This is a genomic window from Streptomyces coffeae, from assembly GCF_016741875.1.
GTDB classification, from domain to species: domain Bacteria; phylum Actinomycetota; class Actinomycetes; order Streptomycetales; family Streptomycetaceae; genus Streptomyces; species Streptomyces coffeae.
On record NZ_JAERRF010000006.1, the window covers coordinates 309,100 to 323,238 of the forward strand.

At 71.6% G+C, this 14,139-nt stretch carries 13 protein-coding genes; 9 read left to right on the plus strand and 4 right to left on the minus strand.

Features of this window, described 5'->3' with window-relative positions:
- Nucleotides 1–25: 25 nt before the first annotated feature.
- From JK363_RS12625 to JK363_RS12640, 4 genes are all read right to left on the minus strand, one after another.
- Complete coding sequence (locus tag JK363_RS12625) at nt 26–994, minus strand: DMT family transporter (protein ID WP_201874867.1); 969 nt, start codon at nt 992–994, stop codon at nt 26–28.
- 62 nt (nt 995–1,056) lie between these two features.
- Nucleotides 1,057–1,524 (minus strand): Lrp/AsnC family transcriptional regulator, encoded by a 468-nt coding sequence (locus JK363_RS12630; protein ID WP_201874869.1) that lies wholly within the window; start codon nt 1,522–1,524, stop codon nt 1,057–1,059.
- A gap of 81 nt (nt 1,525–1,605) precedes the next feature.
- Nucleotides 1,606–2,397 (minus strand): maleylpyruvate isomerase family mycothiol-dependent enzyme, encoded by a 792-nt coding sequence (locus JK363_RS12635; RefSeq protein WP_201874872.1) that lies wholly within the window; start codon nt 2,395–2,397, stop codon nt 1,606–1,608.
- Between the two features lie 262 nt (nt 2,398–2,659).
- Entirely contained in the window at nt 2,660–3,385 is a 726-nt protein-coding gene (locus JK363_RS12640) for an SCO2207 family protein (protein ID WP_201874874.1), read from the minus strand.
- A gap of 432 nt (nt 3,386–3,817) precedes the next feature.
- Between JK363_RS12640 and JK363_RS12645 the strand changes: the two genes are divergently transcribed.
- From JK363_RS12645 to JK363_RS12685, 9 genes are all read left to right on the plus strand, one after another.
- The gene (locus tag JK363_RS12645) at nt 3,818–6,625 is read left to right on the plus strand and encodes a SpoIIE family protein phosphatase (RefSeq protein ID WP_201874881.1); all 2,808 of its coding nucleotides are present in this window, start codon (nt 3,818–3,820) and stop codon (nt 6,623–6,625) included.
- Nucleotides 6,626–7,064: 439 nt separating this feature from the next.
- Entirely contained in the window at nt 7,065–7,742 is a 678-nt protein-coding gene (locus JK363_RS12650; RefSeq protein WP_201874883.1) for a hypothetical protein, read from the plus strand.
- A gap of 139 nt (nt 7,743–7,881) precedes the next feature.
- On the plus strand, nt 7,882–8,505 hold the full coding sequence (locus tag JK363_RS12655) for a DUF4352 domain-containing protein (RefSeq protein ID WP_201874886.1): 624 nt from the start codon (nt 7,882–7,884) through the stop codon (nt 8,503–8,505).
- Nucleotides 8,506–8,557: 52 nt separating this feature from the next.
- Nucleotides 8,558–9,340: a GntR family transcriptional regulator gene (locus tag JK363_RS12660; RefSeq protein ID WP_201874888.1), complete on the plus strand. Its 783-nt coding sequence runs from the start codon at nt 8,558–8,560 to the stop codon at nt 9,338–9,340.
- 157 nt (nt 9,341–9,497) lie between these two features.
- A complete protein-coding gene (locus tag JK363_RS12665; RefSeq protein ID WP_201874890.1) occupies nt 9,498–10,628 on the plus strand; it encodes a TIGR03364 family FAD-dependent oxidoreductase in 1,131 nt (376 codons plus the stop codon).
- A 5-nt stretch (nt 10,629–10,633) separates the two neighbouring features.
- Nucleotides 10,634–11,335: a phosphonatase-like hydrolase gene (locus JK363_RS12670; RefSeq protein WP_201874892.1), complete on the plus strand. Its 702-nt coding sequence runs from the start codon at nt 10,634–10,636 to the stop codon at nt 11,333–11,335.
- Between the two features lie 13 nt (nt 11,336–11,348).
- Complete coding sequence (locus JK363_RS12675; protein WP_201875064.1) at nt 11,349–12,485, plus strand: ABC transporter ATP-binding protein; 1,137 nt, start codon at nt 11,349–11,351, stop codon at nt 12,483–12,485.
- A 19-nt stretch (nt 12,486–12,504) separates the two neighbouring features.
- The gene (locus tag JK363_RS12680; protein WP_236075742.1) at nt 12,505–13,347 is read left to right on the plus strand and encodes a 2-aminoethylphosphonate ABC transporter permease subunit; all 843 of its coding nucleotides are present in this window, start codon (nt 12,505–12,507) and stop codon (nt 13,345–13,347) included.
- Nucleotides 13,334–14,131 (plus strand): ABC transporter permease, encoded by a 798-nt coding sequence (locus JK363_RS12685; protein WP_201874896.1) that lies wholly within the window; start codon nt 13,334–13,336, stop codon nt 14,129–14,131. Before JK363_RS12680 ends, JK363_RS12685 begins: the two co-directional genes overlap by 14 nt.
- The last annotated feature ends 8 nt before the right edge of the window (nt 14,132–14,139 follow it).

Consider the following 14,139-nt stretch of genomic DNA (forward strand, 5'->3'; position numbering starts at 1 on the left):
GACACCTCATCCGTACACCGGGATGTCAGTCGGTCGGGGACGGCTCCTCGCGGGGCGCGGTGGTGGGCTGGGACACCGCCACCACCGTGGTCGGCGCCGGGCGCGGGCGGCGCCGGGAGACCCCCACTCCGGCCAGGCACAGCGCGCCGCCCGCCAGGGTGAGCAGCCCCGGCACCTCGTCCAGGAACAGCCAGGACATGAGCACCACCAGCGCGGGCACCACATAGGTGGTGGAGCCCATCTTCCCCGCGGTGGTACGGGCCAGGGCGAACGCCCAGGTGGTGAAGGCGAGGGCGGTCGGGAAGAGCCCCAGATAGACCACGTTGAGCGTGGCGGACAGCGGCGCGTCCGCGGCTTCCGAGACCAGGGCGCCGGTGAATGGCAGACAGGCCACCGTGCCGATGAGGCAGCCGAAGGTGGTCACCTGGAGCGCCCCGGCGTGCCCCAGCGCGGGCTTCTGGGAGACGACACCGGTCGCGTAGGACACCGCGGCCAGTACACACAGCAGCACCCCGAGCACGGACGACCCGCCCGACCCGGACATCGACAACCCCACGACCACAGCACCGCCGAAGGACACCGCCATCCCGGCCAGCAGCGGCCGCGGCAGCCCCTCGCCCAGCAGCTTGCTGCTCAGCAGCGCGATGAGGATCGGCCCGATATTGACGACCATGGCCGCGGTGCCCGCGTCGACCTGCTGCTCACCCCAGTTGAGCGCCACCATGTAGAGGCCGAACCACAGGACTCCCGAGCTGATGATGCCCGGCCAGGCGGCGCGGGCCGGCAGCCCCACCCGGCGTATCAGACTGATCGCGCCCAGCGCGAGGGTGCCGGTGAGCAGCCGCCCCAGCGCCAGGGCGCCCGGGGAGTACGCGTCGCCCGCGCTGCGGATGGAGACGAAGGCCGAGGCCCACAGGAGAACGGTGACGGCTGCCGCTGCCAGCGCGGGCCATTGCTGGTCGGAGCGGGTGTCCGTGGTATTGCTGATCGTCATGGCGGCGAGGCTGGGCCCCGTTCCTTTCGGCTCTCGACGAACGATGGCGAACGCCGGTACGGCTAGGGCTGCTTGGGTTCCTTGGGCGGCTCGACGGGGCCGCGGTAGGGCAGGGTCCGGCTGAAGACCACGCTGGTGGTGGTGGAGCCGAACCGGGCCAACTCGTCCACGACCTCTTCCAGATGACGCATGGAGGTCGCGGCCACGCGCACGGTGTAGCAGTCGTCGCCGGTGGTGCGCAGACACTCAAGGATCTCCCGGCGCTCCTCGAGCACCCGGTGCAGCGGCTGATGCTGATGAGCGGAGTACTTCAGGCGCACCAGCCCCAGCAGTGGGAAACCGGCCTTCTCCAGGTCGACTTCGGCCCGGTACCCGGTGATGACGCCCAGTGACTCCAGCCGCTTGACGCGGTCGGTGGTCGCGGAGGCGCTCAAGCCGACCCGGCGGCTCAGCTCGGTGATCGGCAGCCGGCCGTCCTGCTGGAGTTCGGACAGGATCGACCAGTCAGTGGCATCGAGACTCTCGGTCATTCGGCCACCGTACCGGCAGATCCACGGCGAGAACACCCTGAAGCCGTGAAAAGTCTGTCGCCTGAGGCCGGTGCGGGCTGCTCAGGCGAAGCTCACCCGCTCCAGCCAGAAGTCCAGCAGCTCGCCGTCACCGAGGACCTCGATGCCCTCGCCCCGGGCGGGGCGCCGCTTGTAGACGAGGAGCAGCAGATCGGTGAGCGGAGCGCGGACGGCCACCGCGGCTTTCTCATGGGCGCGGCGCCAGACGATGGCCTCGCCGGTGAGGTCGACCACCCACTCCGCCCGCGACTCCGGCGCGGTGTCGGTGGCGTGGAGATGGAGGGTGCGGCCGGGGCCGAGCAGTTCGCGCATCCAGGGGTGGACGTCGAAGTGGAACGGCAGCGAGCCCAGCTCCATCCACTCGTCCAGGGCGTCGAGCGCGACCTCCTCGTCGAGGGTGAACTCCGCGCCGAGCGCCAGGGCCGCGTCCGCCCGGTGCAACGCCGTCTCGTAGGCGAACCGGCGGGCGTAGAAGCGGGCGGTGCGGTCGGGGACCGGGGTCCACAGCTCCGCTTCGGGCCCGGCCTCGCGCAGGGCGTCCGCGAGCCCGGCGGCGCCCTCGGTGAGCCACGGGCCCAGCACGGCGGGGTCCTCGTGGGTGTACTCCGACAGGTCGCGGAAGTGGTGGTCGGGGATCGGCCCGGTCGCCCGGGTGCGGACGAGCGTCTCGGCCCAGCGCTGGCCCCCGCCGAGATGGCGCAGCAACTGACCGGCGTTCCAGCCCGGGCAGGAGGGGACGGGAGTGGTCAGATCGGCGCTCTCGATATGGGAGGTCAGCAGCCGGGTCTGGGTGACGATCTCCGAGCAGTGGCGGTCATGGCTCAACAGCGTCATACGGTCACGCTAAGCGCGCCGCGGAAAGTACCGCGAGGCGCCGTCGTTCGTCTGCGGCCGCGTCGTGGCTGGTCGCGCCCACGCGGCGGAGGCGCACATCGACACAGCCCCGCGCCCCTTCGGGGCGCAACCGAACCGCACCGGACGTGAGCGAGGCCGCTTAGTTCGCCTCACCGGCAATCAGCCGTGGCAGGACCGGCAGTAGAGCTCGGCGGGGGCCGCGGCCCCCGCCGCCGCGCGCAGCGGCGGCGGGGTGGCGGAATCAGCCCACGCGCTCGATCCGGGCATTGCGGATCAGGTTCTTCCCGGGTTCGCGGACCTGCTCGAACGCGGCGTTGTTGAGCAGGGCGCAGCTGCCCGAGGTCGAGGTGACGGAGACGGTGGTGGACTTGTCGTTGTCCAGGTTGGTCACCTTCAGCTTGGTGCCGACCGGGAAGTCGCCGCTGGAGGCGGCCGGGGCCCCGGCCTCGCCGGACAGCGTCACGGTCGAGCCCTTGCACACGACCTCGCCCGCGGCGGCCTCGCCACCGGCGTCACCGGCGCCGCCCGCCTGCTCGTCCGCGCCCCCGCCGGCCTGGTCACCGGCACCGCCCTCGTTGCCCGCGGCCTGGTCGCCCGCGCCGCCCTCGTTGCCCATGCCCTGGTCGCCGGCGTCGGCCGGTGGTTCGGCCCCGGCCTGGCCGGCGCTCTCGCCGACTTCACAGCCCGACGCCTCCTGCTTGCGCTTGATCTCCTCGATCACGGCCTCGCGGTTCTCGATGCGCGCCTGGGACTGCGCGTCCGGCTTGGCCTTCTGGTCCGCGATGAACTTCTCGTTGTTGGCCAGGGCCTGAGCCAGCCCGGCGCAGGCCGAGGAGGACTGGGCCGCGCCCTCGGTGCTGGCGTTGCTCGTCGCCGCCATCACCCCGGCGCCGGTGCCTGCCAGGGCGAGCGAGCCGACCAGCAGGCCGAGCTTCTTCTTGCGGCTGAGGGTCCTCTTGCGTGTCATCTCCGACTCCTTTTTCTGACTGCCCGCATCTCCATACGGGCGGGATACGGAGTCGTTTCAGAGCGTTCGGAAATTTCTGCCACGAATATTTTTGAGGATTGAACGGAAGGGGCATTCCGGGCGGTACCTTAAAGAAGTCTTAAGCCTTAATGAAGGCTTAAGGTGGAATGCCAGGAGCAGCGCTCGGCCAGGTCAGCACCCTTGTGAGTGCCGGTGGTGGCTCGGATGTGCCAGTAATTCCGGACCGCTGGAAGGTGCGTCGGAAGGTGGTTTTACGGATCCGTCGGGGCGGCCCGGTCATGCCGTTTTCCGGTAGGCAACCGGCACCGGCGCCCGCCGGGGTGCCTTCCGTTCCCGCCGGGCGGGTGCGCCGCGGTGGAGACCGGCCGCCGAAGATCAACGCAACGCCCCGTGTGATGTAGGGTTTTTGCTATGAATGGGCGACTTGCCCTGCTTGCCGCTGTGGATCGGAACACCACGGAGAGCGAAGCCTTCCGGCTGGCCCTTCAGCACGCGGTGGCCGAGCTCGGCGGTCTCGGCGGCATGGTCCACCTCCGGGGCCCCATGTCCGCGCTGCGCCTGGTGTCCTCGGCCGGGCTGCCCCCGGCGTACACCCTGCCCTGGGAGATCGTCGACCAGGAGGGCGAGGCCGCGCCCGCCCAAGTCGTCCGCCGGGGTGACCAGGTCTGGGTGCCCGAGTCCGCGCCGGAGGTGTCGGGCGGCCCCGGGCCCCGTACCGGTATGGCCGCCGTCCCCGTCTTCGACGGTGACCGCACCGCCGGGGCGGTCACGGTGGTGAGAGGGGGCCGCGGAGAGCCGACCGATGAGCAGTGGGCGTTTCTGCGCGCTGTGGCCGCATGGGCCGAGGAGCGGATGAGCCAGGCGCCCCCGCCGGTCCGCCCGCCACAGGAGGAGTCGATCGGCAGCCACCTCACCGCCGCCCGCCGGATCGTGGAGGTGGGCACCTGGGACTGGAACATCCGCACCGGCGAACTGGCCTGGGACGAGGCGGCCATGAAGGTCTTCGGCACCGACCCGGCCGACTTCGTCCCCAGCGTCGAGAGCTGGATGAAGATCGTCCATCCCGAAGACCTCCCCTCCACCCTGGCCGCCGCCCAGCAGGCGATCCGCGATCGCGGCATCTTCGAGGCCGAGTACCGGGTGCGCCGTCCCGACGGCAGCTACGGCTGGACCCAGGCTCGCGCCCGGGTGATCGTCGACGACCGGGGCGAACCGGTCCGGATGGTCGGCCACGGATGGGACAGCAACGAGGCCCGCTCGGCCTCCGACGCGCTCAGCCGCGCCCTGCGCCATATGACCGACGGCTTCCTCGCCCTCGACGACACCGGGCGGATCACCTTCGTCAACCTGGAGGCGGAGCGCACCCTCGGCTCCTCCGAGGCGGAGCTGATCGGCCGGGTGCTGTGGGAACTGCCCACCCTGCGGCGGGTGTCCGGCCTCGAGGAGCGCTGTCGGCAAGCCACCGACACCTGCACCCCGTCCGGATTCGAGATCGAGCTGCCGGACACCGGACGCTGGTACCACCTGCGCCTGGTCCCCGCGCCGGGCGGCACCACCTGCTACTTCTCCGATGTCACCGAGCGGCGGCGGCATGACGCCGAGCGCCAGGCCGCCGAACGCGCCGCCGCCCGCCGCGCCACCCGTATCTCCGAACTGACCGCCGCCCTCGCCAAGGCGACCACCTCCCGGGACGTGGTGGACGCGGTGGCGCGCCGGGTGCTGCCGCCCTTCGGCGCCAGCGGTCTGATCGTGCAGGCCATCGAGGAAAACCGCGGCTACAACGTCGGAGCCGTCGGATACTCCCGCGAGTTCCTGGCGGAGATGGACGGCAACCCCGTCTCGGAGTCCACCCCGATCGCGCACGCGATGCGCACCGGAGAACCCCTCTTCGTCTCCTCCGCGCAGGAGTACGCCGACCGCTTTCCGGCGCTGGCCGACCGTCCCCACGCCGTCGGCAAGCAGTCCTGGGCGTTTCTGCCGCTGACCGCTTCCGGTCGGCCCTTCGGCGCCTGTGTGATCAGTTTCGACCGGCCGCGCCGCCTCAACGGCGAGGAGCGCACCCTGCTGACCGCGATCGCCGCCCTCGTCGCCCAGGCCCTGGAGCGTGCCCGGCTCTACGACGCCGAGCACATCCGGGCCCAGGAGTTGCAGCGGGGTCTGCTGCCCCGGGAACTCCCTTCGCCGCCCGCCTGCCGGGCCGTTGCCCGCTACCTCCCCGCCGGACAGGGTATGGAGGTCGGGGGCGACTGGTACGACATCATCCCGCTCTCCGCGGAACAGGTCGCCTTCGTCATCGGCGATGTGATGGGCCACGGGCTGTCCGAGGCGGTCACCATGGGGCGGCTGCGCACCGCCGTGCACACCCTCGCCCATCTCGAGCTGCCGCCCGACGAGCTCATGAGCCATCTCAACGAGATCGTGGTCGGCCTCGGCGCGGACTCCTACGCCACCTGTCTGTATGCCCTGTACGACTCCACCACCCGCTGCTGCACCTTCGCCCGCGCCGGACATCCGCCGCCCGCCGTGGTGCACCCCGACGGCACCGCGTACTTCCCCGGCGTGATCCCCGACCCACCGCTGGGGGCCGCCGTGCCGCCCTTCGACACCGTCGAACTGACCCTGCCCGAGGGCAGTCTGCTCGCCTTCTACACCGATGGACTCGTGGAGTCGGCGGAGCGTGACATCGACGAGGGCATGGCGCGGCTCGCCCGGCTGTTGCGCGATTCCCGCACGCTGGATCTGCACCGCGTCTGCGACGCCGTCACCGCCGGTCTGCTCCCGGTCGAGCAGCAGAGCGCCGACGACGCCGCCTTGCTCGTGGCCCGGGTGCACGCCCTGTCCGCCGCGCAGATGGCCTCCTGGCCGCTCCCGGAGGATCCGCAGGCGGCGGGGGAGGCCCGTAAGCACGTCCGTGAACAGCTCACCCTCTGGGGTCTGGACGAACTGGCCATGACCACCGAGCTGCTGGTCAGCGAGTTGGTCGCCAATGTGGTGCGGCATGCCAAGGGGCCGGTGCGGCTGCGGCTGCTGCGCAGCGCCAGTCTGGTCTGCGAGGTCTCCGACGGCAGTCTGACCACTCCGCGGATCCGCCGTGCCCTGGAGACGGATGAGGGCGGCCGCGGACTTCAGTTGATCTCCGCGCTCTGCCAGCGCTGGGGCACCCGTTACACCGCCACCGGTAAGTGCATCTGGACCGAGCAGACACTGCCCCCGTGCTGACCGGCGCCCTTGCCCGTGGTGTGCGTCCGCCTCTGCCGTGTGGGGCGGCGGGGAGAGCGGGGAGGGCGGAACGTGCCACCGTCGACGGGGGGACCGACGCGCACTCAGGTACGGTGCGGGGCACCGTGAACACGTCGGGCCGCGGTGCTCGGCGTCGACGGTGCTGGTCATCGCGCCGGGCCCGCCCGTACGGCGGAGTGCCCGTTCCGCGGCTCTCTCCGCCGCGCGCAACCACTCTCACCCCGCCCCGGCCACCTGCGCAATTCCCTTGTCGCGCCTCTGACACCGGATCGCCATGGTTTTGACGCGACCTTTACGTCCGCGCACCGCGCGGTGTCCGGCGCTCCCGGCTGCCGGTAACCGCCCGTTGAGCAGTGGCGACAGCCGCCCCGATATCTTCGTGGGACCCCATGGCCCCCATGTACCGAGGTGAACTCCGGTGGAGTTGAAGCCGTATGAGCTCAAGCGGATCGAGGGACGGCTCGACTCCCCGGCCGACTGGGGCACCTGGTGCCGGATCGGCCGGATTCCCCCACCACCGGCCGAGGTCCGCATCGCCGCCGGAGGCGGGCGCCTGCGGCCCGGGTTCATCCGTCCGCATGTGCTGCTCGGCTATCTGCTCGTGGCACCGCTCATCCTGCTGGGCCTGGCGATCCCTCTCGGTCTCGCCCTGCTCGGGGGCGCCGTGGACGCCGTCCACCGGGCGTTCTCGGCCACCGTGCGGGAGAAGGCGCGCCGTGAGCGGGAGGAGCGGAAGGAGAAGGAGGAGCGGGACGCGGCGGAACTGACCGCGCACCGGCTCGACGAGACCTTCGACGGCGACTGGAACGGCCGCGCCGGACAGCTTCTGCTGCGCTGGTACGGGATGTCCCGATACCCCCGGAGGCTGCTGCTGCGCACCGACACCCAGCTGGTGATCGCCGGACCACGGGGGCGGGTGAGCACCGGAACCCTCAGGAAGTCGCGGGTGCTGGAGCGGATACCTCGGGAGGAGGTGGCCATCGAGACCCCGCTGCCCGAGCGGTCCGATCTCAACCGGCTGCGTTTCCAGGATGGTTCATGGCTGGGTGTCACCTATGTCCAGGACGAGGGGCTGCTCGGTCAGCTCAGCTTCTAGACCGCCGTGGCCGCGCCGTGCCCGCTGATGGGCGTGTTGCCGGGCGCGGCATTTCGGTCTGATCCCTACACAACGTCCCGCTCGCCCGATACAGTACCTCTCCCCCCACGAGCACCAACCACCACATACAGGGGGACGTATGTCCATCCGCACCGCGGCGCTCCTCGTCGCCGCCCTGGGCCTGTCGCTGACCGCATGCGGCACCGAGGGCGGTGGCACCACCGTGGACGTCACACCCCAGGCCGGGTCCTTCTCCTCGGCGGCCGAGAGCCCGGAGGGCGCCGGCGCCGCGGACACCCCGCGGGATGAACCCACCACCGGTGGATCCCTGGGCCCGGGGGTGTCGACCGTCGGCGACACCATCAGCCTCAAGGGTGCGGAGGACGGCGAGAAACTGGATGTCACCCTGGTGAAGTGGCTCGACCCCGCCAAGAGCGCCGACCGCCACACCATCCCCTCCCTCGGCAAGCGCTGGGTCGCCGCGCAGATCCGGCTCGTCAACACCGGCTCCGCCACCTACCGTGACAGCCCGCCGGACTGCGTCCGGGTCGCGGACGCCGAGGGGCGGCGCTACGACGCCACCGTCGCCGATATCGCCGCGGGATCCTCGATGGCGACCCATCTGAAGCTGGCCACCGGCGCCAAGGCCGTGGGCTGGGTGGTCGCCGAGGTGCCCACGGGGGCCGCGGTGACCTCGCTCCAGTTCATCCCGAGCGGTGGCGCCGCCGACGAGACCGGCCAGTGGGCGGTCCGCAAGGGCTGACGCCGCGGGGCCGTCCGCTCCGCCGGGGCCGCCGTCTGCGACGATCACTGACGTGGACTACCCGAATGATCAGGCCCCCGGCGCCCCGGTCCGTGCCGGTATCCCCGAACACGGCCGTGTGCCCAAGTACTACGCGGTGAAGACACAACTCGCCGCACTCCTGGACGACCTCGGCGAGGGTGGCCTGCTGCCCACCGAGCGCGATCTGTCGGAGCGGTACGAGGTCGCGCGCGAGACCGTACGGCAGGCGCTGCGCGAGCTGCTGCTCGAAGGCCGGGTGCGGCGGGCCGGACGGGGCACTGTGGTGGCGGGGCCGAAGCTGGCGCAGCCGCTGGCGCTGGCCAGCTACACCGAGGGCGTGCGGCGTCAGGGGCTGCGCCCGGGGCGTACCCTCATCTGCCTCGACCGGTTCCCGTGTCCGCAAGGGCTGGCGGACGAGGCCGGGCTCGAGCGCGGCGAACCGGTGTGGCACCTGGAGCGTGTGCTGCTCGCGGACGATGAGCGGGTCGGCCTGGAGAGCACCTATGTCGCGGTGGCGCGGGTGCCGCGGTTGGACACCGACTTCGACCCCGATTCGTCCTTCTACGGCTATCTCCGCGACCGGCTCGGCATCTCCTTCGGCGACGCGGACGAACGTCTGGAGACGGTGCTGGCCACGCCCCGCGAGGCGCTGCTGATCGGGACCCCGCCCGCGCTGCCGATGCTGCTGATCCACCGGGTCTCGCGGGACACCGAGGGGCGCCCGCTGGAGCGGGTCCGGTCGCTGTACCGGGGCGACCGCTTCAGCTTCACGACTCATCTCGGACAGCCGCTCGGAACGGACGACAAAAACTAACGGGAGAAAACCCACCAAGAGGGGCGTCCGGCAGATCAGGGCGCCCCTTTTTCTGTTACGGAATGATAACGGGTCTAGGCCAAGATTGGGTGCCCGTTCACCATGGCGTTGCCAACCGGATGAGCCCGGTCCACCCGACCAAAGGAGCGTCACAGACATGCGAGTGATAGTCGTCGGAGCCGGCGTGGTGGGAACCATGCACGCCTGGCACGCCGTGGAACGCGGCCATGAAGTCCTGCACATCGAACGTGAGACGGAGGCCAGGGGCGCCTCCCTGCGCAACTTCGGTCTGGTGTGGGTCAGCGGCCGCGCCGGTGGCGAGGAGCTGGAGACCGCATTGCGCGCCCGGGTCCTGTGGGAGAGCGTCGGCGACCGGGTCCCCGCCCTGGGCTTCCGGCCCAACGGCTCCCTCACCGTTGTCCGCGACGAGACCGAACTCGCGGTCGCCGAGGCCGCCGCCCAGCGCTCCGACGCCGCCGCCCGCGGCTACAAGCTGCTCGGCCCCGACGAGACGCGTCTGCTCAACCCGGCCCTGCGCGGTCCGCTGCTCGGCGCCCTGTGGTGCGAGCGCGACGCCGCGGTCGAACCGCGTACCGCCCAGCGGGCGCTGAAGACTGCGCTGCTCGCCTCCGGCCGCTACACCTACCTCGGCGGGCGCGAGGTCCGTGAGGTGCGCGACGGTTCGAGCGGCCCCGCCGTCCGCGACGACCACGGCGATGTGCACCGCGGCGACACCGTGGTGCTGTGCACCGGAGCCTGGCTGGGCGGGCTGGTCCGGGAGCTGGCCCCCGAACTGCCGGTGCGCCGGGTCCGGTTGCAGATGATGCAGTCCGCGCCGCTCGGCGAGGAGCTGACCACCTCCGTCGCCGACGCCGACAGCTTCCGCTACTACCCGGCCTACGGCGGCGCAGCCCTGGACACCCTGGCCGCCGCCCGGCCGCAGCCGCCCGTCGCCGCCGAACACCGGATGCAACTGCTCATGGTGCAGCGCAAGGACGGCGGGCTCACCATCGGCGACACCCATGAGTACGAGGACCCCTTCGACTTCGACGTCGTCGAGGACCCGTACGACCACCTCACCGCGACCGTCGAAGGTGTCCTCGGCCGCCCCCTGCCGAGGATCCACCGACGCTGGGCCGGGGTGTACGCGCAGTGCACCGACACCTCTCGGGTGATCCACCGGGAGCAGGTACGCGACGGAGTGTGGCTGGTCACCGGGCCGGGCGGCCGCGGAATGACCTGCGCCCCCGCCATCGCCGAGACCACCGCAGACGAACTGGGCTGGTAGGAGACATGACCGAGAACCACAACACCCCCGCCATCGACCTCGCCGTGCTCGACATGGCCGGTACCACCGTCGCCGACGGCGGCCTGGTGGAGCAGGCGTTCGCCGCGGCCGCCGAACGGCTCGGCGTCACCCCCGGCTCCCCGGAACACACCCGCCAACTCGACTATGTCCGCGCCACGATGGGGGAGTCCAAGATCTCCGTCTTCCGCCATCTCTTCGGTGACGAGGGTCGCGCCCAGCAGGCCAACACCGCCTTCGAGGAGGCCTACCACGACCTTGTCGACGGCGGGCGGTGCACCGCGCTCCCCGGTGCCGCCGAGGCCATCGAGACCCTGCGGAAGGCCGGGACCAAGGTGGTGCTCACCACCGGTTTCTCCCGCGCCACCCAGGACCGCATCCTCGACGCCCTCGGCTGGCGGGAGCTGGCCGATCTCACCCTGTGCCCCGCGGACGCCGGACGCGGCCGGCCCTACCCCGACATGGTGCTCACCGCACTGCTGCGCACCGGCACCGACGACGTCCGGTCGGTCGCGGTCTGCGGCGACACCTCGTACGACATGCTCACCGGGCGACGCGCGGGCGCGTCCGTCGTGGCGGGCGTCCTCACCGGGGCACACGGGCGGGAACAGCTGACCGGGGCCGGGGCGACCCATGTGCTGCCATCGATCGCCGGTCTGCTCGAGCTGCTCGCCGTCCGGGCGGCCTGAGATGACCGCCGCCATGTCCGTGGCCGCGCCGGCCGCCGTCGACACCCGCCCGGCCGGGATCCGCTTCGACCAGGTGTCCGTCGCCTACGGCAAGCACACCGTGCTCGACGGACTCGACCTGACCGTGGAACCCGGGGAGTTGATGGCCCTCCTCGGCCCGTCCGGCTCCGGCAAGACCACCGCCCTGCGTGCGGTCGCCGGATTCGTCCGGCCCGTCTCCGGACGGGTGTTCCTCGGCGATCGGGACGTCACCGCGCTTCCCCCGCACCGGCGGGGCATCGGGATGGTCGTCCAGGGCTACGCCCTCTTTCCGCACATGCGGGTCGCGGACAACGTCGCCTTCGGGCTCAAGGCCCGCAAGTCGCCCCGCCGCGAGATCGCCGAACGGGTCGCGGAGGCACTGGAGATGACGGGCATGGCGGCGTACGCCCGGCGGTATCCGCGCGAGCTGTCGGGCGGACAGCAGCAGCGTGTGGCCATCGCGCGCGCCCTGGCGATCCGTCCCTCGGTGCTGCTCCTGGACGAACCGCTGTCCGCGCTCGACGCCCGGCTGCGTTCCGGGATGCTCGCCGAACTGGCCCGGCTGCACCGCGAGTTGCCCGATGTCTCGATTCTCTATGTCACCCATGACCAGATCGAGGCGCTGACCCTCGCCGACCGGATCGCGGTGATGGACCACGCCCGGCTCCAGGACTGCGGCACCCCGCAGGAGCTCTACCGGCGCCCGCGTACCGCCTTCACCGCCTCCTTCGTCGGCAACGCCAATCTGCTGCCGGTGACCCTGGGAGAGGAGGGGCCCGACGGGACCGTCGGCGCCGCCCTCGGCGCCACCCGGCTGCGGGTCCACGGCGGTGGGGCGCCCGCTTCCCCCGGTGCCACCGCCACCCTGTGCGTACGTCCGCATCTGGTCGGGCTCGGACCGGGCCCCAACACCCTGCGCGGCACCGTCGCCGAGGTGCAGTGGCGCGGCGCGACGCACCGCCTGCTGGTGGACATCGCGGGCATCCGGCTCAAGGCCGACGTCCGTGAACTGCGCACCCCGCCCGCGCTCGGAGCCGAGGTGGAGCTGCACTTCGCTGCCGAGGACGCGGTGCTGCTCCCGGCCACCGCCGCGCCCGAAGCGGTCCCGGGCGGTGGCGGCCATGGCTGAGGTGGTGCGACGGCCCGCCATGGCCCGGAAGACCGGGGGACGTTCGGTGTCCGGCCGACTGTGGGCGCTGCCGCCGATCGCCGCGCTCGGGGTGTTCTTCCTCCATCCGCTCGCCCTCGTCGTCCAGCAGTCCTTCACCCCGGACGAGGGCGGCACCTCGGCGGAGCCCTACACCGAGCTGTTCGCCGCCGAGGTCTTCCACGAGGCGCTGACCACCACCGTCTGGATCGCCCTCGCCTCCACCGCGGGCTGTCTGGCGCTCGGTTTGTCGCTCGCCCTCGTCATCGCCTTCGTCCCGTTCCCCGGCGGGAAGGCGGTGTCGAAGTTCATCGATGTCTTCCTCTCCTTCCCCTCCTTCCTGATCACCCTGGCGCTGCTGTTCCTCTACGGCACCACCGGCGTGGCCAATGGGCTGTGGACCGGCGCCACCGGCGCGGCCACCGGACCCTTCGATTTCCTCACCACACCCTGGGGTGTGGTGCTCGCCGAGATCACCTACTTCACGCCCTTCGTGATGCGTCCGCTGCTCGCCGCCTTCTCCCAGCTCGACACCGCACAGCTCGATGTCGCGTCCTCGCTCGGCGCACGCCCGCTGCGGATCGTGCGGCGGGTGATCCTCCCCGAGGCGCTGCCCGCGCTCGCCGCCGGAGGCAGCCTGGTGCTGGTGATGTGCCTCAACGAGTTCGGCATCGTGCTCTTCACCGGGGCCAAGGGCGTGACCACCCTGCCGATGCTCGTCTACACCAAGGCCATCCTCGAGTCCGACTACCCCTCCGCCTGCGCCGTCGCCGTCGTCAACGTCCTTCTCTCGGTGGGGCTCTACGGCCTGTACAGGGTGGTGAGCCGTCGTGCTGGTGCATAGCCGCGCCGCCCGCTGGGGCGTCTGGACCGTCTTCCTGCTGCTCTTCCTGCCCCTGTTCGCCCTGCCGCTGCTCGTCATCGTGGCCGCCTCGCTGTCGCGCTCATGGAGCGGTGTGCTGCCGTCCGGGCCGACCGGCGGCCACTACACCTCCGCCGTCCACGGCGACGCGCTCACCGCGCTGACCACCAGCCTGATCACGGCCGTGGCCGCGAGTCTGCTGGCCCTGGCCGCCGGTACCTGGGCCGCGCTCGCCGCCTCCGGTGCCGGGCGGCGGACGCGCCGGGTACTCGACGCGCTGTTCATGCTGCCGGTGGCCGTGCCGTCCGTGGTGGTCGGTCTCGCCGTGCTGGTGGCGTTCAGCAAGCCGCCGATGCTGCTCAACGGCACCCCGTCGATCGTGATCGTCGCCCACACCGTCCTGGTGACCGCCTTCGCCTACCAGTCCGTCTCGGCGGCCCTGGCCCGGCTGGACCCCGCCTACGAACAGGCCGCCGCGGGTCTGGGCGCCCGCCCCGGCTATGTGCTGTGGCGGGTCACCCTGCCCCTGCTGCTCCCGTCGCTCACCGCGGCGGCGGGGCTGTGCTTCGCCCTGTCCATGGGCGAGCTCAGCGCCACGATGATGCTCTATCCGCCGGACTGGCTGCCGCTGCCGGTCCGGATCTTCTCGGCCACCGACCGGGGCTCCCTCTTCACCGGCTCCGCGGTCGCCGTCGTCCTCATGGGAACGACGCTGCTCGTCCTGCTCGCCGTCTCCCGCATCCGCACCAGAGCCACCTTCCGCTAGGAGAAGCG

What these genes read in the sequence shown, in the direction of transcription:
- JK363_RS12625 (WP_201874867.1), bottom strand. Translation starts at nt 994, where the DNA reads ATGACGATCAGCAATACCACGGACACCCGCTCCGACCAGCAATGGCCC.
- JK363_RS12630 (WP_201874869.1), bottom strand. Translation starts at nt 1,524, where the DNA reads ATGACCGAGAGTCTCGATGCCACTGACTGGTCGATCCTGTCCGAACTC.
- JK363_RS12635 (WP_201874872.1), bottom strand. Translation starts at nt 2,397, where the DNA reads ATGACGCTGTTGAGCCATGACCGCCACTGCTCGGAGATCGTCACCCAG.
- JK363_RS12640 (WP_201874874.1), bottom strand. Translation starts at nt 3,385, where the DNA reads ATGACACGCAAGAGGACCCTCAGCCGCAAGAAGAAGCTCGGCCTGCTG.
- JK363_RS12645 (WP_201874881.1), top strand. Translation starts at nt 3,818, where the DNA reads ATGAATGGGCGACTTGCCCTGCTTGCCGCTGTGGATCGGAACACCACG.
- JK363_RS12655 (WP_201874886.1), top strand. Translation starts at nt 7,882, where the DNA reads ATGTCCATCCGCACCGCGGCGCTCCTCGTCGCCGCCCTGGGCCTGTCG.
- JK363_RS12665 (WP_201874890.1), top strand. Translation starts at nt 9,498, where the DNA reads ATGCGAGTGATAGTCGTCGGAGCCGGCGTGGTGGGAACCATGCACGCC.
- JK363_RS12670 (WP_201874892.1), top strand. Translation starts at nt 10,634, where the DNA reads ATGACCGAGAACCACAACACCCCCGCCATCGACCTCGCCGTGCTCGAC.
- JK363_RS12675 (WP_201875064.1), top strand. Translation starts at nt 11,349, where the DNA reads ATGTCCGTGGCCGCGCCGGCCGCCGTCGACACCCGCCCGGCCGGGATC.
- JK363_RS12680 (WP_236075742.1), top strand. Translation starts at nt 12,505, where the DNA reads ATGGCCCGGAAGACCGGGGGACGTTCGGTGTCCGGCCGACTGTGGGCG.